General features: G+C 56.2%; 20 protein-coding genes and 1 pseudogene. 10 read left to right on the top strand and 11 right to left on the bottom strand.

Going from position 1 to position 20218, the window contains the following annotated elements; genetic code table 11:
• Positions 1-413 precede the first annotated feature (413 nt).
• The 7 genes and pseudogenes from DM826_RS00915 (at position 414) to DM826_RS00885 (ending at position 7068) form a co-directional block, all read left to right on the top strand.
• Positions 414-1205 carry a hypothetical protein gene (locus DM826_RS00915; protein ID WP_120100332.1) on the top strand — a complete coding sequence of 264 codons (792 nt, stop codon included), beginning with the start codon at positions 414-416 and terminating at the stop codon, positions 1203-1205.
• 48 nt (positions 1206-1253) lie between these two features.
• A complete protein-coding gene (locus tag DM826_RS00910) occupies positions 1254-1739 on the top strand; it encodes a PH domain-containing protein (RefSeq protein WP_120100330.1) in 486 nt (161 codons plus the stop codon).
• A 10-nt stretch (positions 1740-1749) separates the two neighbouring features.
• Complete coding sequence (locus DM826_RS00905; protein WP_120100328.1) at positions 1750-3039, top strand: serine/threonine-protein kinase; 1290 nt, start codon at positions 1750-1752, stop codon at positions 3037-3039.
• Positions 3040-3073: 34 nt separating this feature from the next.
• Entirely contained in the window at positions 3074-4000 is a 927-nt protein-coding gene (locus DM826_RS12750; RefSeq protein ID WP_133304613.1) for a hypothetical protein, read from the top strand.
• Positions 4001-4178: 178 nt separating this feature from the next.
• Positions 4179-5303 carry an outer membrane protein assembly factor BamB family protein gene (locus DM826_RS00895; protein WP_120100323.1) on the top strand — a complete coding sequence of 375 codons (1125 nt, stop codon included), beginning with the start codon at positions 4179-4181 and terminating at the stop codon, positions 5301-5303.
• Positions 5304-5353: 50 nt separating this feature from the next.
• Positions 5354-5707, top strand: a pseudogene (locus DM826_RS00890) (integrase core domain-containing protein); the annotation flags it as partial.
• A gap of 380 nt (positions 5708-6087) precedes the next feature.
• Positions 6088-7068, top strand: a complete 981-nt coding sequence (locus DM826_RS00885) for an outer membrane protein assembly factor BamB family protein (protein WP_120100321.1) — start codon at positions 6088-6090, stop codon at positions 7066-7068.
• A gap of 206 nt (positions 7069-7274) precedes the next feature.
• Here DM826_RS00885 and DM826_RS00880 read toward each other — a convergent pair whose 3' ends face one another.
• From DM826_RS00880 to DM826_RS00860, 5 genes are all read right to left on the bottom strand, one after another.
• A complete protein-coding gene (locus tag DM826_RS00880; protein ID WP_120100318.1) occupies positions 7275-8228 on the bottom strand; it encodes a tyrosine-type recombinase/integrase in 954 nt (317 codons plus the stop codon).
• A gap of 1 nt (position 8229) precedes the next feature.
• A complete protein-coding gene (locus DM826_RS00875) occupies positions 8230-8748 on the bottom strand; it encodes a hypothetical protein (RefSeq protein ID WP_120100316.1) in 519 nt (172 codons plus the stop codon).
• Positions 8749-8879: 131 nt separating this feature from the next.
• Entirely contained in the window at positions 8880-9512 is a 633-nt protein-coding gene (locus DM826_RS00870; protein ID WP_120100313.1) for a metal-dependent hydrolase, read from the bottom strand.
• Positions 9513-9574: 62 nt separating this feature from the next.
• Positions 9575-10702: a CAF17-like 4Fe-4S cluster assembly/insertion protein YgfZ gene (gene ygfZ / locus DM826_RS00865; protein WP_120100311.1), complete on the bottom strand. Its 1128-nt coding sequence runs from the start codon at positions 10700-10702 to the stop codon at positions 9575-9577.
• 77 nt (positions 10703-10779) lie between these two features.
• The gene (locus DM826_RS00860; protein WP_120100309.1) at positions 10780-11082 is read right to left on the bottom strand and encodes a DUF6432 family protein; all 303 of its coding nucleotides are present in this window, start codon (positions 11080-11082) and stop codon (positions 10780-10782) included.
• A 169-nt stretch (positions 11083-11251) separates the two neighbouring features.
• On the opposite strand from DM826_RS00860, the gene DM826_RS00855 reads away from it, so the two are divergent.
• On the top strand, positions 11252-12319 hold the full coding sequence (locus tag DM826_RS00855) for a DUF7093 family protein (protein ID WP_120100307.1): 1068 nt from the start codon (positions 11252-11254) through the stop codon (positions 12317-12319).
• A gap of 167 nt (positions 12320-12486) precedes the next feature.
• Entirely contained in the window at positions 12487-13656 is a 1170-nt protein-coding gene (locus tag DM826_RS00850; protein WP_120100304.1) for a DUF5305 family protein, read from the top strand.
• Between the two features lie 4 nt (positions 13657-13660).
• Here DM826_RS00850 and DM826_RS00845 read toward each other — a convergent pair whose 3' ends face one another.
• Positions 13661-14317, bottom strand: coding sequence for a riboflavin synthase (locus tag DM826_RS00845; protein ID WP_120100302.1), 657 nt, complete (start codon positions 14315-14317; stop codon positions 13661-13663).
• An 87-nt stretch (positions 14318-14404) separates the two neighbouring features.
• On the opposite strand from DM826_RS00845, the gene DM826_RS00840 reads away from it, so the two are divergent.
• Entirely contained in the window at positions 14405-14662 is a 258-nt protein-coding gene (locus tag DM826_RS00840; protein WP_120100299.1) for a DUF7533 family protein, read from the top strand.
• Between the two features lie 212 nt (positions 14663-14874).
• Here the strand turns inward: DM826_RS00840 and DM826_RS12745 are convergent, their stop codons facing one another.
• The 5 genes from DM826_RS12745 to DM826_RS00820 all read right to left on the bottom strand — a co-directional run.
• Positions 14875-15321 (bottom strand): hypothetical protein, encoded by a 447-nt coding sequence (locus DM826_RS12745; protein WP_133304612.1) that lies wholly within the window; start codon positions 15319-15321, stop codon positions 14875-14877.
• 165 nt (positions 15322-15486) lie between these two features.
• Positions 15487-16743 (bottom strand): M24 family metallopeptidase, encoded by a 1257-nt coding sequence (locus tag DM826_RS00835; RefSeq protein ID WP_120100295.1) that lies wholly within the window; start codon positions 16741-16743, stop codon positions 15487-15489.
• Positions 16740-18608: a UvrD-helicase domain-containing protein gene (locus DM826_RS00830; protein WP_120100290.1), complete on the bottom strand. Its 1869-nt coding sequence runs from the start codon at positions 18606-18608 to the stop codon at positions 16740-16742. The genes DM826_RS00835 and DM826_RS00830 overlap by 4 nt, the downstream gene beginning before the upstream one ends.
• 77 nt (positions 18609-18685) lie before the next feature.
• Positions 18686-18868: an HVO_0416 family zinc finger protein gene (locus DM826_RS00825; RefSeq protein WP_120100287.1), complete on the bottom strand. Its 183-nt coding sequence runs from the start codon at positions 18866-18868 to the stop codon at positions 18686-18688.
• A 91-nt stretch (positions 18869-18959) separates the two neighbouring features.
• A partial coding sequence (locus tag DM826_RS00820) for a carboxypeptidase M32 (RefSeq protein WP_133304611.1) occupies positions 18960-20218 on the bottom strand: 1259 nt, incomplete at its 5' end.

Raw genomic sequence — 20218 nt, 5'->3', positions numbered from 1 at the left:
TTGTTGACGACAAAATTAAGCAAATGTTCCTCCTTTAGCTCGTTGTCAGCTCGGGGTGTTTGCACACCTTCTCCGAGCGGACACTTCTACTAACCCGATGTGATCGACTGAGACTGTTGACGACGAAATTAAGCAGATGTTCCTCTTTTAGTTCGTTGTCTGCTGGAGTTAAGTGCACATCTTCTCCAAGCAGACACTCAAACTAACCCGATGTGATCGACTGAAACTTCTGTGAACCACTAAAGGCCGGGATTCCCTGCTTGTAGAAAGATGGTCTACGGGGATGACCGACTCGTCTTTGGGGGAGATCGAACCCATATTGCAACCCTCTCGTAAATCGGTGAAAGGATTGTTTCGAACGTAAGTATAAAATCAATTTACTAACCATTCTATCATACTCAACAGGCTAACCTATGTCAGTCATCCCAGCCATCGATATCACGACGATTGATATTTTTTTCCGACCATCGGAGTTCGTTCAATCGCGAATCAATACCTATGCCGATTCCCTTCGAGATCAAGCGCAGGTCTTCGCGAAATTGGTGGGTGTATTTGTGTTCAATCTGGTTTTGTATTCGATTCCGATCACCATCTCTGGGATTGAAACCGTCCAATCTGTTCCGTCGCCACCTCAAGCATTGATTGGCTTCATTCAGCCGGTTTTCAATGCCCCGATGGCAATCTGGGAGTTTAGCTATCGAGCAGTCGTGAATGCAGGGTTCTTGTTTGCTGCATCAGCAACGGCCTTCATCATGTTCCATCTTGGGGTTGTCTTTCTACGCCGATCCCAGGGCCTCCTCCAGAGCCTCCATACGATCATCTACACTTCAAGCATCTATCTGGCTGGTGCGTTCACCATTGCGTGGTATGCGTCGACGGCGGACGCCATTTTGGTCGCTGATACGCTGTTGGTCAACTTCCAAAAGCGGTTCATCTACTTCTTTATCGATCTGACCAATCGAAACTTCGCACTGCCGGGTGGACGGCCTGAACCCGTGCCGACTGATCAAATGACCATGGTTGGTGAGCTAGTCGTCTTTAGTCTCCTCTTGTTGGGATTGTACTTCATCTATTCACTGTATCTAGGAGCGAAGGTCAACCATGATATGTCACGCTCAGATGCCCTCTTTACGACGTTGTTCGTTTTGCTCTCCCCGGTGATCTACATCATCGGGTCGATCATTTATACAACAACTATTATATGATTTCCATTGACAGCTTAATCCAGACACATTACAATTTAGAGTAAATTCATGTCCGGAACTACGTCCTCAGATCCGATAGAAGAATTCGAACCGGCTACCAAGGTTGTCATCATCCAATTAGGGCTGACTGCGGGTCTCGCTGTTGTCCTTCTGGGCCTGTTTTCACTGAACAGGGGGATGGTTGGTGGTGGCGATCTGGCAAATATTATCCTCGCAGTGATTGCCTTTGTCTTCGTGTTGGCCATCCTTCGGTTGCTGATTAAGGTGATTGTGTTGAGCCGGACGAAATATGTGTTGACGCCCGATGATTTGCGCTTGGAGTACTCGCTGTTCTATAAGACGAAGACACGGGAAATCCCGCTTGAGCAACTCCGCGGGATGGAACTCAATCAGAATCGAGTCCAATCCGCCCTTGGGTTTGGGACGCTCGTGTTTTTGACTGGTGGTATGAACCAGAGCCTGGGCTTCATCGAGTTTCAGAATATCTTGAACCCAGAATCAGTCCGCGATACCGTCCGAGCACGGGCTGACTAAGCGTCTACATATGAGTTCTACGTCACTTTCTGATCGGTGGCTTATCGGTGCAGAAGTGGGGATCCTGCTACAACTCGTGATGCTGCCGGTGGTCTATCAAGCGGGGACACAACAGGGCCCGATTGTTGAGCAGCTCTTGGCGATTGGTGGGGTGGCCTTGGCCGTGCCAGTAATCTGGACTGCAACCGTCTTCGCTGTCTGGCAGGATATGAATATGCTCGAAAAATCTGGTTTTGAAGAGCTCTCTCAGGTGCTGTGGCTGGCACTCACAGTCTTATTGCCGGTACTCGGTGCAGGAGCGTATGTCTCCCAATACGGTCGCAGGCCTGTCTCTCGTGGTCTCCTCGGCAGAGTCTTGGGTAACTCAGGGGGCGAGTACGAGATCGGAACTGACTCCGAGTATGGAACAGACGACTCGTCGACGACCGATGGCGATTCCGAACCGACGGCCCCTGATGGCTCCCCACCAGCGGCCCCTGTAGATTTCGGGACTGGAGTCCAAAACGAACTGCCTGAGTATGAGACCATTGAACAGTTCGGTCAATCCAACGGCACCGAAGTGACGCTCGTTTCGCTGGCTGACCCCGAAATCCCAGCCGTAAAAAAATCAACCCTTCAGGGAGGCACCGTCAACCGTGTTGCGACGGAAGCCATGCTTGATGAGGCCGAAACCTGGGCCTCTGTCGATGATCACCCTAATGTGGTTTCTGTGTATGGCTGGGGTGGCACTCCGTATCCCTGGATTCTGATCGAATATGTTGATGGTGGGGACATTCATACCATTAATCCGGACGACACTTCGTATTCAGAGGCAATTTCACTGCTTACAGGGATCTGTGACGGTCTGCTTCACGGTCATGAACGCGGGATTTATCATCTCGATGTGAAACCTGACAACGTCTTAATCGACGATACGGACGGCACTGCCAAACTGAGCGATTGGGGCAGTGCTGTCCGATTCCAAGAGGGCCTTGACGCAGAAGAGTTCACACCCGCCTACACCGCCCCAGAATTACTTCCGTCCACGGAGGGTGCAGACCCCTCACCGCGGTCGGATATCTTTGAGGTTGGCATTATCGCCTATGAATTGCTCACTGGCATTCACCCATTCAGAGAAGACCAACCTGAGGAGACAATTACGGCCATCAGATCTGAGACCCCCAAACCGCCGAGTGATTTGAATAGTGACCTTCCGCGTGGGATCGATGACCCGATCCTCACCGCTCTGGCGAAGGATCCCGACGACCGGTACAAAACAGTCACGCACTTCAAGACTGAGTTAGATACGGCTGCTGATTAGAATATGATCAAACATATTACTAACCAATCGTCCAATGACAAAACAATCTACTAGTGAACTCATGACCACCCGACGTGGAGCCGTCGCCCTCTTGGGCTCAGCACTAACAACTGGTTGCTTACGACTCTCGGAGTCAAGCGGTCCCGGGAGTGAATATTTTTCCACCAGATCGGATGCCTTAGAATATGCGAGTTCATTTGCAATCGATGAAACCTATAGTTTAGATCACCCAGGAAATCCCCCGGAAGTGATCCAGCATGATACCGTCTATTCTGGCGCAAGCGGTTCCAGCGGTCCCAATGGTAGCAGTTTCAACTCAAATGACATCATTGTGAGGCCGATTGAGGATCCAATCGAAATTGGGGGGTCAACCGATCGATGTATAAAGGTTCAGGATCTTGTTACAGACTCACAAGCTGTATTTCAGCCAGATTCCAGTAGTGGATCCATATTGATTGATCGTTTCTTGATAGAAATCCAAGGAGAAGGTGGTTTAGAGTCTCAGACACCTCGTTTCAGTGTTAGCCAAGGCGATTTTGCCGAATTGGAAGGCTCATGGAATATAGAAGACCAATTATTTGAACAGAATATCTTTGGTCGATATGTGGTCGAGTTACGTGAAAAGGAGACTGTAATTGGAGTTACCGGAGCTGATACCATTGCTATTGGTTATCAATGGGGAATGGAACAAACTGCTGAGGCGGTTTTCATAACACGTCACCCAATGGTAGATGAAGCATGGACTATCGAGTTCAGTTTGGATGATGTAGATCAAACTGTGGAGGGAACCCATCGACCCGATGAAGACGTCTTTGAAATCGACCTCACTCAATTTGATGCCGCGTCTAATCTGTATAGCTGGGAGCTAACGGCGTATGATGACGATGGCCCAGAAGGAGTTGAACAAACTAAGTTCCGGCTCTACGCGGATGGAACAGACAATGGTGTGTTCATCGACTAATCAATTCACGATCAGATTCCAATTTGGCGCAATCAAATCATGTTGGCTTCCTCTCACCCTCAAGGGGTGGGTTTCCGCCTCCTCACTCTATGAATTTTGAGCCCCCGTTTAGAATGTGAATTTCAGAATAAGGCTTTGATCAGTAATTTAATCATCAAGACATCACCAATTAGAGATAATGTCAGATACTTGTGGCCGCCGCCGTTATCTGAAAACCGCCGGTCTAGTTTCAGTTGTTGGGACTGCGGGATGTCTTCGATTACAGAGTGGTTCAGAAAACGGAGAGAGCGAACAGGAGAACCTTCTCGAACTAACACCGCAGTGGGAGAAAAACGTCAAGCGATTGCTCACCGCAGACAATGACTTTTTCACCGGTATTAGTTCAGTAACTAGAATAGCTTCTGATGGAACCACAGTATTTACAGCTGAAGATATTGAGTCTGATCATCATTTCAATCTACTCAATGGTAAACAAAACGCGTTGTTTGTCGATGACTCTGGGGTATACGTTGGTGCATCCACAGATTCCAGAGAGGGCGGACGGTTGTATGCACTTGAACCGACGAGTGGGCAACGCCGGTGGATGATACAAGAGCCAGAGGGTGGGTTGCATGATAACATTCGATCCCCAACACGACATGAGGATTTGATTATATACAACTCCTTTAGCACAGGAGCAATTGATGACAATAAATCTACGATCAAAGCCGTTGATATTGAAACTGGTGACAATGAATGGCAAATAGAATTTGAGGACGAGATTGACACTCAAGTACTCCCTATTGGTGATTACCTATTCGTTGGAGATTCAGACGGGGTAAAACAATACGAGATCGAGACACGTGAGATAATCAATAGTTGGGATCAATTCTTGGGCCTGCGAGATTTTGTGGCTCAGGATGGTATTTTGTATACCTCAGTAGGGTTGTTGCAGGCTATTTCCATCGAAACAGGTGAACGACTGTGGTCGATTGAGCCTGAAGATGGAATTGCTACAAGGGCGACAGTGGGATCTGAAGCTGTTTTCTACGGAACGGAGACTGGATATATTCAAGCATATGATAAGGAAAACGGAGACCAACTTTGGGAAACTCGCATCCCGGGGATGATACGAAATCCCCTTGCATATACAGATGGGGTGGTTTGGGCAAAAACCCGCCGAGGAGACCTCATTGCTTTTGGAGAAGATGATGGGCTCCAGTATTATGTAGACCAATTTGAGTCTGATTATACTTTTGCAATACTGGATGGCATTCTATTAGAATCTAGCTCAAATACTGCGTATAAAATCACAGAAAGGTAACTATTCAGTTGTATTGGCTGCATTGTTATACTATTAGGTAATAAGAATGTATTCTCGACATCGATGTGTACAGCCGCCGCGGGACTGACCCCGCGGCGGCGTTCCTTCATCGACTTACTGAAGAGCATGAGGTCGACGACGGTGAATTTCTCGTCGACGGCATGGGCTACTTGACCGCGTTAGCTCGGCAGAATCTCAGCGGTCATCTCGACTACAATGACCGCAACTATATCGAGAAATGGTTCCAAACGGTGACAATGCGAATCGACCGCTTTCACTCCATTTGGATGGAAAGTTCAGCCAGCGCACGCCGCTGGCTGAACCGGTTCAAATACCACTACAATCGACAGAGACCTAATCAAGCTCTCGATGGACAAACACCTGCCGAGGAAGTGCTCAACTAGACAGTGCCATTGAAGGTAAATCGTATAATTATTGATTGGTAGAGGTTTCACCATTTTAGAGAACTTTGAAGAGCCTATGTTGTAGTTAACAAGTTACCGTATCCAAAGTTTAAATTCTCGTTCATCTTTGATGCTGAAACGGTGCGGATGGCTTGGTGCGCGTCGTCACATGTCATCAGTGTATGAGCTTTTTATATCGTTGATGTTCGTTACCCTTCATGCATCGACGAGGGGCTATCGCGGCTTTTGGGACTGCGCTCACTGGAGGGTGTCTCAGATTACAAAACAACGCAACTGGTGGGGGATCTGAAAATCAAATCACTCTTTCCGAAAGAGGGACTGAGGAATTACTGCAAGAACCCTTTATTCATCAAAATTAGTTGGTAACGTTACGCAATTCTCGGGGAGGTGGATATATTAAAATAATAGATCCAACCGGTGAGCAACAATACCGATCAGAAGAATTGGGTGGGGAGTACTTCTTACATGTTGCCAATACTGACTTCGAACATCGAGTTGCTATCACGGATTCAAATATTTATGCCAGCGGCTGGGATCAATCCGACACTGCCCGCTTGGCAGCGTTTGATGCTGATTCAGGGCAACGACAGTGGACACACGATATCGATTCAGCGAGTCCACAGAATGTTATTCCATTTGTTGCAGCCGATACCGATCGGGTCTATTTTGCGGCGAAAGATTCAGAAGTGCTCTCTGATGATCAGTCCACTGCTACTGTTTTGAGGGCGGTTTCAGCTTCTGATGGAACGGAACTGTGGGAGCAAGAATGGGATGGATTCCCGATTCGTGGGTTGGGTGTTTTTGATTCACAGGTGATCTTCGGACTCGATGAAACCTTGTACTGGTTTAACCCTGCAGCAGGAACCGTAGCATCACAAATCGATCTGCATTCATGGAAGGGCTTCATTCGAGATGGGAGAATCCTCTATACGGCAGATTCCACTCTCAGGTCGTTTGATCTAACGACTGGTGAACAATTGGGTTCAACTGAACGAGACAGAGAACCCGATGAACAATGTCTTGTCTCGAATGGAATGATTTTCTGTGCCACGAATCCTGGGTACCTCACTGCACACGATCTTACCTCATTGTCGAAATCATGGGAAGTCCAGGTCAATCATAGTATTACAACCCAACCAGGTGCAACCGATTCGGTCGTGTTTGTGGCTGATAGCAATGGTAATTACTCGGGGGTAAACATTGAGACTGGTGAGATTGTATATACCGACACCCAGTCGGCTAGAGACATTCGACTCGCAGGCCTTTCGGACTTCATTTGTATAGCCGTCCGAACCGGTGAGGATTCCTTCGCCCAGGGATTTGCGATATCTGGTACTTGAGAGCGTGTCATAGAACTATTCACATACTACAGTCAAATTAATTACTGCTATAACAGATTAATTTCTGAAACACTTACTAGAATACCCACAAAGCGTTGAGCGTATGCAGCTCCGGAACAAGTTGATTCTGAGCGATTTGGCCAGACTGACGAGAGTTAGATAGACAGTATGTGCGAAGGTTCTGTGACACGCTATTTCAGTTGATATTAAACGTTCAATTGTGGAATGTGCGTCAGGTACGACTCCCTCAGTTTTTCGCGGTCGATATGATTGTACGTCTCCATTGGATCAACTTCCCGTTTGTCTCCTCGAAGCTCCTTGATATACTCTCGTTTCATCTCGGATCGTCGGAGATGCGTGGTAAACCAGTGACGAAAACAATGAGGTGTGAATCTCTCGGTCAATCGATCTGAGTCAGGATCATGCAGCCCGATATTCTCAGCGTGTTTCGTGACTACGGAGTAGACCCCGTTTCGCTGGAGCCGTTCGTTTTCTTGATTAGTAAATAACGCGTCAGTCTCTGGCCCGGCTTCGTTTCTGATTTCAAGCCACTTTTTCAGGACTCGACCACACTCATCATCGAAGAATACGATCTGATTCGTCCGTTTTGCGGTCGGCTTGAGTCGGATTGACTGTTGCTCCCAGTCGATGTCCTGCACGTCGATCTGGATGAGTTCTTTCCGGCGCACGCCCGTTTTCGCAAAAAGGAGGATAATTGCTTTATCGCGCGTCTTCATTACCGACATCACCAGCCCCGCCATCTCAGATACAGAGATCAGCTGTCGCTCTTCGTCACCACTGGTTGTGTCGTTGTCTAAATATCGCTCTTGGAATGGAGAGACTGGATTACGGCTGAGTTTCTCTTCGTATGTGAGATACCCGTAAAATGAGCTGAGTGCGGAAAAATAGCCGTCAATCGTCTTGCCTGATACACCATTCTTGTTTCCTCTTCGCCCGTCCTTTTTCTTTTGAAGATGATAGAGAAAATCCTTCAATTCCGATTTCCCGAGTTCCTCGGGATGGCAATCAAGGTATTTGAACGTGTATCGGAGATAGCTCTCATATGTGTCGAGTGTACTTTCGGCTTTCCCACGTAGTTTCGCGTCTTTGATGTATTCGGTAAGCAACTCATCGATCTCTGCAGCGAGTTCTGCACTCATATTATCCCACCCACTTCCAACCGTGAACCGTCTCCTCAACTAGCCCGTACTGTTCGAGTTGCTCTAACTGCCCTTTGACGCCTTGGATGAGGTCGACGTTTTGACTGTCTACATCGAGTTGCCGGAGCAGTTCTTCGGATCTGATCGTTCCTGAGTCCTTGAGCACGGCGATCAGGTCGGTATCGAACTGTCGCTGTCCCTCGAAATCTTCGTCCAAGAAGGGCTGCGTCCGGTATTTTTTCAACTCGGTTTTGAGTTTCTCGATCATCACTTCCTTCTCTTCGATAGTGTTCTGTTTCGAGTGGAGCTCGTCTCGGAGCTCTTGGAGATCACCAGCAGCTCCACCGGTTTCGAGGAAGTCTGGGCCGCCTTGCGCAAGCGCGTATTTGACGCACGCTTGGACGAAATTAGAGAGCGACATATCTGCCTCGTCAGCAGCGTCTGCCCACTCTCGTTTCTCTGCAACCGACCCCAGATAGACGTCGACGCGTCGGTCGTTGATTGAATCTGTTTTGCCCACAGAGTCTCTAAAACGGCGTTTTTGGTAAAATTTACGGGCAAATCTTGTGCTAAAATCTCATACCGAGCATCCGATTTTCGAGAACTCGTCTGGCGAACGAATAGCGTGCCAACACAGCCGATGGCAGCGCATCAGTCCTCATCAGACCCCCACAACCGCACCATGACGACGCCGAACCCGGCAAGAGTCAGCAACAGCCGCTCGCCGGACTGTACCAGATGGAAGATCCGCTCGACATTTTCGGGTTCCGCGCCGCGGTTCGGATCAACACCGGTGTAGTAGTGTGTCGTGGCGGTCGTCCCCTCAACGGTGCCGCCGCCAGGACTGAGATCAACAAACGTCTGCAGCAGGCCGCGCTGTGTCGAATACAGGAGGTGACCCGACAGATCGTAGAACCGATCCTGCAGCGGCCAGAAAAGATTCACACCGTTGACGACGCCGTCATAGAGGCTGTGGGCGACAACCATCGCACCGAGGCTCACCCACGCGACCCGGACGCCGGTCTCGCCGCACCGACGCCGGAGCGTCGATTCCGAGCGGAGGGTGATATCCCACCAGAGCACGACCGCGAGTACTGCCGGAAAAACGAGGGTGTGGAGGTACGCCCGGTGGGCACCGGGCAGCCAGAGACCAAGCAGCGTATCGAGATCCGGAACCGCGGCGACGGCCATCACCGTCAGGATCGCCCGGCGGTCAAAGGCCGCCCCCAGGAGGGCCGTTCCGAGAAGCCCCGCGACCGCGATGTGGACGAGCGTCGATGGCATAGCCACCGATAGGGAGTAGATCGATAAGCCGGTTTCGGCGACCGACAATCCGGAGCTACCGATTAGTAAGTTGGGCAGCGAAGCGAGGTCGCACCCCCATCAACAAACGGTAACGTGACGCGATCAGCATCGACCGCAACCCCGGACGCATCCTCGTCGGGGTCGTCGCCATCGGAACCCGTCTGGGCTGTCGAGTGCACGGTAAAGGGGCCGTCAACAGCGTCGCTGGCACAGAAGGCAAGCGCGATCGGTTCAGCCAACGAGGGGCTGTCGATCGCGCGGGTCACCTCGCCGACGGCGTCACCGTCGGCGTAGAGTGCATCGCCGGCCACACATGGTTCGTCGAGACGAACCCCGATCAAGCGTGTGCTTGGCCGGCCACGGTTTTCGACCTTTGAGACGACCTCCTGGCCGATGAAACAGCCCTTCTCGAAATCGACGCCGTGGCGCGCGCCGACCGTATTCGGCAGCACGCCATCGAGTTCCGTTTCGAACCGCGGCGTGCCGGCCTCAACAGTCAGGGTATCCCATGTTTGCTCACCGAATGGCGCGGCATTCAGTCCGTGGTTGAGGAGCGTATCGAAGACGCCGGGGGCATCGTCGGCTCCGCAGATGATCGTGTAGCCGTCCTCGCCGGTCGGGTTGTCGCTGGCGGCGACCGTAACGCCGGCATCGCCCATCGAGCCGCGGTCGAAGTGGAGCTCCGGCTCCGGCGCGCCCGCGTGGTTGAGCACCGACGCGACCTTTTCGGTCGCCGAGGGGCCGTGGATGCCGAACACACCGAACTCGGCGGAGACATCCTCGATGGCGACATCCTGCACGAAGACCTTCTCCGACCAGTCGTCGACCAAGGATGCAACTTGGGAAGGCGGCGTAAACAACAACAGTTGCTCGTCGGCGTTGTAGATGTAGCAGTCGGTCTCGATTTTGCCCTGTGGATCAAGCACGAAGGCATAACAGCCCTCGCCGTCAGTCGGGGGCACGCGATTGGTAACAACGTTGTCGACGTACTCGATCCGGTCGTCGCCGGTGACCGAAACGATGCCGTACCCCAACTCGATGACGCCGACGCCGTTGCGAACCGCCCGATGGGCGACGCGGGGGCGACCGTAGTGGGCGACGAGTTGCCGGCCGCCGCGGTCGACATATGTCGCCCCGAGATTGTCGTGGTGGGCTCCCGACAGTGTCATGGAGAGGCGAAGACGCCGGGGGAGTAAAACAACGGCGGAGAGGTGCGCAGAGCGACAACGGCAAAAAACGCGGCAGCTTACAGGCCAAGCCGATCGCGGAGCACGTCGAGCAGGGAGGGATCCTCGGGGTCGACATCGGCGGTGGGATCAGGAACCACCTCGTCGGCCGGATGGATCCGAACGGTGCCGTTCTCGTCGTTGACAACGATCAGCCCGTCGTCTTTGAGTGCGGCCAGTGCCGACTCGATGCGGTCGATATCGGTGTCAACGGCCGCCCGGAGTTCGAGAACGGTCATCCCCTCGTCGGCGCGGTCGACGAGTGCGTCGAGGATCCCGACCTCAGCGGCCGGACGATCCCGGTAGGCGGGCTTGGCTCCCATCGCCTTACCCTACTGTGGGAATCGGTTTACATCTACCGCCGAGGGGATCGACACTGCGTACGAAACAGGGAAAATCGCCGACAGCGACCGGCCACACGCGGGCGACAGCGTCAGACAGATGACGGACAGAGGGAGTAGCTTTTAGTCGAGTAGTTCGGTATGGACGGTAATGGGACTCCGGTGTCTACTCGGCCACGATTTCGATGAACCCGAGTTACGACGGGAACGTGAGGAAGACGGCGAGGAAGTCGTCATCACGGTCAGCGAGGAAAAGACCTGCAGTCGCTGTGGGTACACGAAGACTGTCAGCGAGAACAAGGAGGTCACCTCGATCGAACAGCTTGCCCAAACCGCCGGCGACAGCGGAACGGCCGCCGAACCCGCCGGCCCAACCGGGAGTGCCGGCTCAACAGCCGCCACCGGCGAGGCAGCCACACCCGCTGGTGACGCTGAACCAACCACAGCCCCCGGCGACACGACAGCAACACCGACCGATGACGCAGGGGCGACCGCAGCCGCCGGCGACACCGAACCACCCACGCCGGAGCCGACGACGAATGCCGACCCGTCGGCTGAGAGCACACACGCTACGGCCGACGCCGACACCGCGGCAGGCGACGACGCGGAGCTATTGGATGCCGACAGCGACTCGGAGCCAACCCCGGCAGAGTCGGAGCCGACGACTGGAGACGCAACCGAGAGCACGGAGTCGACCACGCCGCCGACAACGGCCGGTGATGCCGACGACGAAGACGTAGAGGCGGCCGACGACGACGGGATCATCCTCTCGACGGCCGACGACGAGCCAAGCGAGGCGTCCGCCGAGGAGACGACCGACCGCGAGCCCGGCGAGTGGCCCGACCACGACACCGACTCGCCGTCAGCAGCCAGTGAATGGCCCGAACAGTCCGGTGACGACGAGGGATACGACGCGGAAACGCCGCCTGACGAGCAGCCCGACGAGGTGACCTTCGGCGGTGGCTTTACGCCTGAGGTCGACGAGAGGCAGGTCGACGACGAGCCGACCGATACCGAGGATGTGATCGAGGAGCCAGGCGACGAGGAGTTCACAAAGGCCGGCGAGGCGTCGCTGTATGAGCCGACCGTCGACGACATCAACACCGAGTTCTACTGCCCGGAGTGTGGCTTCAGCCGCCACGCCGGTGAGTCGTCGATGCGGGCCGGCGACATCTGTCCGGAGTGTCGACGAGGCTACATCGCCGAACGTGAACTGTAACCCGCCCGCCGTTGCGACCGTGAAATAAAAACACTCGCGCCCGTAGTTTTGTGTAGCATCCACACCCCCGTCATGTGTCACCGCGCCGTGTTCCGCCGACTGGCCGCATACTCGCCACACAGCGAGTGGCAACGGGGGGTCGCGTCGGGGCGATCAGGAGGCCGGTGATGCTCCCACGACTCAAACTTCAGGTGGCGGCCAACAGCAAGCCACTCACGATCGGCTTTGTCGTCCTTGGGGTGGTGTTGCTCCTCGGCTCAGGCTACGTCTTCCTGACACCACCGGTCGAGGAGCCGGCCCCCCAACCCGACCCACAGCCCGAGCCACAGCCCGAAACCGAGAGCTTCGAGGCGTTCTTTCTCGATGTTGAGCTGATCGACAGCGCGGTCGTCGAGACACCCTCACGGGAGCTTCCGCCGACAATCTCCGGGCCCAGCCAGCAGGCCTACGAGGAGGGTGAAGTCCTCACCCGTGCGCCGGCATACTTCTATCAGTATTCACCGGACTTGACGTTCAACGTCACCGCCAACACGACCCGAAATGTGAGCGTCGAACTCACGACCCGGCTCGTCCGCGAAGAGACGATCGTCGCCGACCGCAACGAGGAGACGGTCTATACGAACACTCGGCTACTCATGTATCGCCAGGATACGGTCACCGACGGCTGGGTGACGAACCGCCGTACCTTCGACGTGCGGAACGATCTCGAAGACCCCGCTGACGAGGTGGCGTCGGAGTTCCCGGCCTCAACAACCTCACTCAACACGCAACTGCGATTGACCGTCGACTACCGCACCGAGCCGATCAACGGGGAGGTCTACACCGGGACGCTCAACATGACCCCCTCACTGGAGTCCAACAACGACGCCTACTGGCTCACCGGCAACCGGCGGGTGAATGTGTCAAAGACCCAAACCCGAGTCATCGAACCAGCAGCCGACACCGGTGGCTCCAGCCAGCCAGCCGCCCCGAGTGAGCCGGTGCGGGGCGAGCCGGATATGCAGCTTGTCGCGTTGCTGGCGATCCTTGGATTGGTCGCGGTTGCCAGCGGCGGGGCGATCGGCGCAAAGGCCCCACAACTTGATCAAGAAGAGCTTCGCAAGGAGATCGCCCACAATCAGTACAGCGAGTGGATCTCGGAGGGTGAGCTCCTGTTGGATTCCGACAACGAGTTCGTCTACGTCAACTCGATCGAGGATCTGGTCAACGTCGGTATCGACGCCAACAAGCGCGTGATCCACGATCCCGACCTCTCAGTGTACACCGTCTCCGACGGCGATGTGACCTACTACTACACCACCGAGCCCGCCGACCTCCAGCGGTGGGCCCACCTCTGAGCGACTACTGGTAGCCCTCTAGCATCCCCTCGACGTATTTGGCGATCACGTCGACCTCGACGTGAACCGGATCGCCGACAGATTTGGCCTGCAGCGTCGTCAGCTCGTAGGTCGTCGGAATGATCGCCACGTCGAAGATGCCGGCGTCGTGGTCGATCTCAGCAACGGTGAGCGACATCCCATCGAGGCAGATCGAGCCCTTGTCGACGATGTACTGGCCGTAGTCATCGGGGAGCGCAAACGTGAATCGCCAGTCGTCGCCAACCTGTTCGATCGCCTCGATCGTGGTGACGGTGTCGACATGACCCTGGACGACATGGCCATCAAACCGCCCGTCGGCGGCGAGTGCGCGCTCGATGTTGACGGGGTCGCCGACGCCGACCGCACCGAGATACGTTTTGGCGACCGTTTCGGCCGCAAGGAACACCTCGAACCACTGTGCGTCGTCGCTCGCGCCGTCGTCGTTGCTGTCAACGTCACCACCACCGTCGCTGTCAACATCGCCGTAGGCTTCCACCGTGAGGCAGACACCGCTAACGCTGATCGACTGTCCGTGTGAGAGATCGGTAAGCCCCGAGGCACGAATTCGCAGGCGGCGGCCGTCAGCGTTGGCGTCGACAGCGACGACCTCGCCGGCGGTTTCGACGATTCCGGTAAACATACCGGAGGAAGGCGATCCGGACAGATAGCGGTTGTGTCCGCCCGCCAGCCGGCGTGTTTTTGTCGCTGCCAGCAGTAGCGAAGCCGCATGCAACTCGGGATCCTCGATCTACTCGGGCTTGCGACCACGCTGGTCTTCGCCATCCCGGTCGCCAACTTCGGCGTCACGAAGCTCTTGGCCGGCGAGGCGGTCGTTGGGGCCGCGTTACTCGGCGTGGGGGTGGCGATGGTCGTCCTCCCACACTACTTTCTCGACCCGAAACGCATCCTCGTAGGGCTCCTTCGCGGGCTCCTCCCCGCCCGGCTGCGTGGAACCGTGGGGAACGACGACCAACCGGAGCAGTAGCTGATTCGCTCTTGGCTACGCTGGTGAAACAGTCATCTGAAGAGTGATATGGGACTGTTCGGAGTGCTGAATATAGAGGGTCTATGCAGCACTCGGTTACTGTTGATTTCACACCGCTATTGGTGAATCAGCTGCACAGTAAACCTGCGAGTTTCCTTTTCAGTTTCGAGAAATAAGTGGGAGAGTAGTTGGAGACCCAGATATTCGCCGCACTATTGTTTTCGATTGTCCGATTCACAATCTCCGAGTAAAATTTGAAGCGGTGTTTCTGTCCATTCAGCAGTAACAACATAGACAGTGTAGCAGTCGGTTTTAGAACCTCTGTCAGCGTCGATAGTGGCCTCTCTCCATTCGATTTCGGGTATCTTCGCGCGAACAGTCCACCGCCGTGCATTCGGATTCTCTTTCCACTCGTTGATGGTGTACTGTGCTTGTCCTCGTCCTGACCCCGGATCAAGTTGATACGATTCCTGATGTACGAGGGTACCGTCACGGAGGACTTCAAGCGAGACTTTGAACGGGTCTGCAATCCTGTTTACCAACGTGACCGCTGCAAGTGTATTGGATCTCATCCCAAGTTCTGCTTCGAGATTCGCACATCCTGTTACCGATGGGAGGGCACTCGTACCGAGTGCAGCGAGGGCCTGACGGCGATTCATATCGGTATATGGTCCGAATCGATGTAAGTGTCTTCTGTAGTAACCGATTCGAGTAGGTAACACCATATACTGAACTGGTGATCAAGACGCGTGTTCCGTCTTGCACTGCCTATCCTGATAGAAATCCAACAAACCGGTCTCCTATTTTTCCCAAGAGCCAACTGATTAGACTTCGTCTGTGGTCGGCGTCAGCGAAATCGGGGTGTCAACGAGTCGCTCACCGCCGTCGGCTGTCACATCGATCAGGGAGCCGAGACGAATCCGCCCATGATCAGGGTCGACAACGCCCGTTTCGACAGCAAGAACCGACCCGACCTGCAGAGTGCCGTCGTCGGCAGGACTCGGCGCTTCGGCCGGCGCGAGGCCGACGCCGTGGACGGTGGCCCATCCGCCGGCGTCGTCAGTGGTGTCATCGTCGCCAGCGTCGTCTGAGCGTGAACGCGGCGGAAAGCCGTAGGCTGTCAGCTCCGCGGTCGCTTCGGCGGCGACCGTTCCAACGGTGCCGCCGGGCTCGCAGTGGTGGCGCACAGCGGTCTGGGCAGCCTTCGCGGCGATGAAGGCGCGGCGATCCCAGCCGCCGTCGCTGTCGACGACGACAGTGCGGGTGAGATGGCCGTGGTAGCCGTGTGGCCCCTGTGGAACGAGGTGGACGATGATCCCGTCGCCAGCCGGCAGCGGCTCGGTCGGAGCGGTGTCGGCGGCGTGAACCCGAACTGTCTCCGGGGTGACGCCACCACCAGCGAGAGCGGCAGCGACCTCGCGTTCAATCTGCTGGGCCGAAAGCGGCTCGCCATCGAGATGCAGGACATCAGCAGTAGTTGTGCTCGAAGCGAGCAGTTCGTGTGCTCGCCGCAAGCCGTGGGCGGCTCCGCGTTGAACCGCTTGGAGACAGTCGCGTTCGGCCGGAGTTTTGCTGGCACGGGCGTCAGTGAGTGCCGCCGTCGAGGAGAGTTCATAGCCGGCCTGCTGGAGGCGAACTGCGGTGTCGTGGGGGAGATGACTCGGCACTCGGAGTGTCCCGACACCCGGAGTATCGAGATGGTCGGCGAGCACCGACACAACGTGGCTACCCGGTGGGGTCTGTGGCGCTCGCGTTGCGATCGTGCGGTTGCATTCGGTCGCTGCCGCGTCGTCTGGTTCGGGAGCAACAAAACCGTCGACAGCGGGAGCGCGATCAGCCGTCGAGACGCAGTAGATAGCGTGCAGGTCGCCACCGCCGGTTGGAATACAGACGACAGCAGCCGCCTGGTATGGGGCTGGCGTTCGCGTTAGATAGCGACGATCCGGATCGTCACCGCGAGCGACGTGGACAAAGCCGACAGCCTCCGAGTTGGCGAGTGGCTCACTGAGGGCAGCAAGCCCGGCCTGCGGCGGCTCCGATACCGGCCACGCCGCGGTAGGGCGGCCAGCCGGCGGGCTCACGGCTCGGGTTCAGGGGGTTCCGGCTCCGCCGCCTCAACAGCATCGAGCAGTTCCTGGGGTGGCTCATCGCGAAGCTCGTTGTGCAGCAGCACGCTGATCGGAACCGTCGGCGCGCCATCGATCAGGTTTTCGAGCAAAACGAGTCGTTCCCGCGCCCGGCTCATCCCGACGTAGAACACCCGGCGCTCGTTGTCGGTCAACAGCGGGACGGGATCGGTGTGTTTGGTGAACTCGTCGTCGTCAACGGTCGTCGGGTCGGCAGTCTCCTCATGGCCGGAGACGGTCGCGGCCATCTGCTCGACGACCTTCTCGGTGAGATCGGTGCCGACGAAGACGTGGTCGGCTTCCCGACCCTTCGCGGAGTGGATCGTGCCGACGCGAACCGTCGTCGGATCGAGACCGGCGTAGTCGCCGTTGAAGTAGGCGTCGACAGAGGTGCGCTGGAAGTTTGTGACCTTTCGCATCATATCGCCCGCGGACTTGGGATCGGGCATGAACGGCGCGAACTCCTCGACATCGTCGGGATCGAGAGGGATCTCCGCGAGATCATCGAGCTCGGCGTCCTCCTCTTTGGCTTCGAGGAAGTCATAGAACTCCTCGCGGTCGTTGGAGCCAAACGTCGAATCCTGGAGCATATCGGCGAGTCGCCGGCCCTGCAGCAGCGTAAGCTCCTCGCCGGCGTCGAAGGCCTCAATGGCGCGAACGTAGTCGGTCAGCCGGTCGGTCCAGAGTCGCTGGTCGGTGAGAGCCTTGAACGGAATCCCCTCGTCGACAAATTCCTCGATGAACTGGAACAGTTGGTACCGCGCCCGGAACAACAGCATGACGCTGCCCTCCTCGGCGTCGACGGTGTAGCGAACGTTGCGAACGAGTTCGAGGATCGAGGCATTTTCGACGGCCTCGACAGTTCCCCCCTCTTTTCGCGGTTTGAGATCCTTCTCCTGTCGTTTGTCGAGATGGCGGATCTCCTGGTTGACGACGTTGAGAATATTAGAGGGGAGTCGGTAGGAGTTCGGCAGAATCTCGTCCTCATCACGCTCGGCGTCGAGCAAGAGGTTCGGGTCGGCACCCTGCCAGGCGTAGACGACCTGGTCGTCGTCGCCGGCGATCAATACCTGTTTCATGTGTGGTTTCCACTCCTCGAAAACGGCGTACTGAAGCGTGGTGATATCCTGAAACTCGTCGATGACGAGATAGTCAACGTTCGGGAGCAACGATCGCTGGGCGACGCGTTCGAGCATGTCGGCAAAGCCGACCAGCCCGTTGTCACCCTTGTGGTTCCGCCAGGCCCGGATCGCCTCGGGGATGTCGATGCGGTCGTCGTCGGCTGTCCACGTCGGCGTGTACTTGTTGCCCTCCTGGGCGTTGGGATCCTCATCCGGTGGGAGGCGAACCTCCTCAACGTTCCACTGGAAGGGGACATCGTACCAGTCGGCGACATCTCGGCGGGTGCGCTGGAGCCACTGGCTGGTGGCGATGATCTTGTTGCCGATGGTCGTCGACCGGGCAGTGCGTCGGCCGCCGCTTTTGTACTCGTCCTCGTACTCGATGCCGTACTCCTCACAGAATTCCTCTTTGTCGTCTTCGCCAACGACATCACCGCGGGAGAGATCCAACAGCTCGTAGGCTTTCGCGTGCATCGTACAGACATTGCCCTTGAGCGCGCGCGGTGTCGTATCGAGCCGCTCGGCGAGGCGTTCCCGGATCTCAGCGGCGGCCGCACGGGTGTAGGAGACGACAAGGATATCGCGTGGATCGGTGTCGTCATCTTCGAGGATGGTCTCGACGCGGTCAAGGAGGGCGGTGGTTTTCCCGCTTCCGGGGCCGCCGAACAAGCGGGTGAGTGTGCCGTCCGTGGTGCTCATTGTAGAACGCACACGTGACCCGGCGTGATAAACAACATGGCTTGACGCCCACAGCGGGTGGAGCCGAAAAACAGGCGCTACCGACCGGGCTGCCAGCCACAGACAGAGCAGGCCGTCGCCGCCTGGTCGTTGAGACCACTACACTCGGGGCACTGCTTCTTGTTGTACGACTCGTCCCAGCCGGCCGGTTCCGTTTCGTGCCCGTTTGCTGAGAGAAACTCGTCGAACAACTCGTCGTCCGTGGACTGTGCTTTTGACATTACGGTTCATGGTAACGTGTACCACGTATATAGAGCTTGTGGCGCAGACAACAAACTGGGCGCTCGTCAACACCCGCAGCCGACAAGCCGCTTAGAGATCGTACAAGGCGCCGTATTTCTCGGTCACATAGTCGATGAAGGCATCGGCACGCAACGTCTCGCCGGTCGCGTGTTCGACCAAGGCATCGGTCTCATATCGTCGACCGTGCTGGTGGATATTCGTCCGCAGCCACTCCCCAAGCGGCTCGAAGTCACCATCGCGGATCGTCGCGTCGAGATCGTCGATCTCGCGGTCGGCGGCAGCGTACAGTTGGGCAGCCAGCACGCTCCCCAGCGAGTACGTCGGGAAGTAACCGAAGTTGCCGTGACTCCAGTGGATATCTTGGAGGCAGCCAAGCGCGTCGGATGGCGGGGTGAGTCCAAGATACTCCTCGTAGAGTCGATTCCAGCGATCCGGTACGTCGTCGACGGCGAGGTCGCCGCTGATGAGCTCGCGTTCGATTGTGAAGCGGATGATGATGTGTAGGTGGTAGGTGAGCTCGTCGGCCTCAACCCGAATGAGGTTCTCGTCGTGAACCTGGTTGGCGGCCTCGTAGGCATCCCGCGGCGACAGGTCGCTCGTCTGGGGGAACGCGTCTTGCAGCTTCGGCAACAACAGCTCCCAAAACGCCGCCGAACGGCCGACATGGTTCTCCCAGAGTCGCGATTGGGACTCGTGAACCGACAGATCGCGGTGACTTCCGAGTGGCGTTCCGAAGTCGTCGTCTGGCAACCCCAGTGTGTAGTAGGCGTGGCCAAACTCGTGGATCGTCGAGGTGAGCGCGCCGAGTGGATCGTGCTCATCGAACCGGGTGGTGATCCGGGCGTCGAACTGGTTGCCCGAGGTGAACGGATGCGTCGAGGTGTCGAGGCGGCCACGATCGAAGTCGTAGCCAAGGAGTTCCAACACCTCCCGGGAGAGCGCCTCCTGGGTGTCGGTATCGAAGCTCCCCTCGAAGGCGTCGGTCGCAACGTCGGCATCCGACGCACGGATTTCCTCGATCAGTGGCACCAGCGTTTCCCGGAGTTCATCGAGGATCGCAGTTGCCGTCTCCAGTGACAGGCAGGGCTCGTACTCCGCAAACAGCACAGCATAGGGGTCGGCGTCGGGATCGATATGCGCAGCGTACTGACGTTTGAGCTCGACGAGCCGTTCGAGATGCGGGGCAAACTCCTCGAAGGCGTCGTGTTCGCGGGCGGACTCCCAGGCGCCGAGGGCTTCGGTGGTCGCCGTCGAGATCTCCTCGATGAGATCACGCGGCACGCGGGCAGCCCGGACGTATTCACGACGGATCTCACGGACAACAGCCT

It is taken from the genome of Halonotius aquaticus, from assembly GCF_003605575.1.
Classification (GTDB): domain Archaea; phylum Halobacteriota; class Halobacteria; order Halobacteriales; family Haloferacaceae; genus Halonotius; species Halonotius aquaticus.
This window is presented reverse-complemented; position numbering and strand designations above follow the sequence as displayed.

Coding starts and splice junctions, on each gene's coding strand:
- DM826_RS00915 (WP_120100332.1), top strand. CDS start 414: ATGTCAGTCATCCCAGCCATCGATATCACGACGATTGATATTTTTTTC.
- DM826_RS00910 (WP_120100330.1), top strand. CDS start 1,254: ATGTCCGGAACTACGTCCTCAGATCCGATAGAAGAATTCGAACCGGCT.
- DM826_RS00905 (WP_120100328.1), top strand. CDS start 1,750: ATGAGTTCTACGTCACTTTCTGATCGGTGGCTTATCGGTGCAGAAGTG.
- DM826_RS12750 (WP_133304613.1), top strand. CDS start 3,074: ATGACAAAACAATCTACTAGTGAACTCATGACCACCCGACGTGGAGCC.
- DM826_RS00895 (WP_120100323.1), top strand. CDS start 4,179: ATGTCAGATACTTGTGGCCGCCGCCGTTATCTGAAAACCGCCGGTCTA.
- DM826_RS00880 (WP_120100318.1), bottom strand. CDS start 8,228: ATGAGTGCAGAACTCGCTGCAGAGATCGATGAGTTGCTTACCGAATAC.
- DM826_RS00870 (WP_120100313.1), bottom strand. CDS start 9,512: ATGCCATCGACGCTCGTCCACATCGCGGTCGCGGGGCTTCTCGGAACG.
- ygfZ (WP_120100311.1), bottom strand. CDS start 10,702: ATGACACTGTCGGGAGCCCACCACGACAATCTCGGGGCGACATATGTC.
- DM826_RS00860 (WP_120100309.1), bottom strand. CDS start 11,082: ATGGGAGCCAAGCCCGCCTACCGGGATCGTCCGGCCGCTGAGGTCGGG.
- DM826_RS00855 (WP_120100307.1), top strand. CDS start 11,252: ATGGGACTCCGGTGTCTACTCGGCCACGATTTCGATGAACCCGAGTTA.
- DM826_RS00850 (WP_120100304.1), top strand. CDS start 12,487: ATGCTCCCACGACTCAAACTTCAGGTGGCGGCCAACAGCAAGCCACTC.
- DM826_RS00845 (WP_120100302.1), bottom strand. CDS start 14,317: ATGTTTACCGGAATCGTCGAAACCGCCGGCGAGGTCGTCGCTGTCGAC.
- DM826_RS00840 (WP_120100299.1), top strand. CDS start 14,405: ATGCAACTCGGGATCCTCGATCTACTCGGGCTTGCGACCACGCTGGTC.
- DM826_RS12745 (WP_133304612.1), bottom strand. CDS start 15,321: ATGAATCGCCGTCAGGCCCTCGCTGCACTCGGTACGAGTGCCCTCCCA.
- DM826_RS00830 (WP_120100290.1), bottom strand. CDS start 18,608: ATGAGCACCACGGACGGCACACTCACCCGCTTGTTCGGCGGCCCCGGA.
- DM826_RS00825 (WP_120100287.1), bottom strand. CDS start 18,868: ATGTCAAAAGCACAGTCCACGGACGACGAGTTGTTCGACGAGTTTCTC.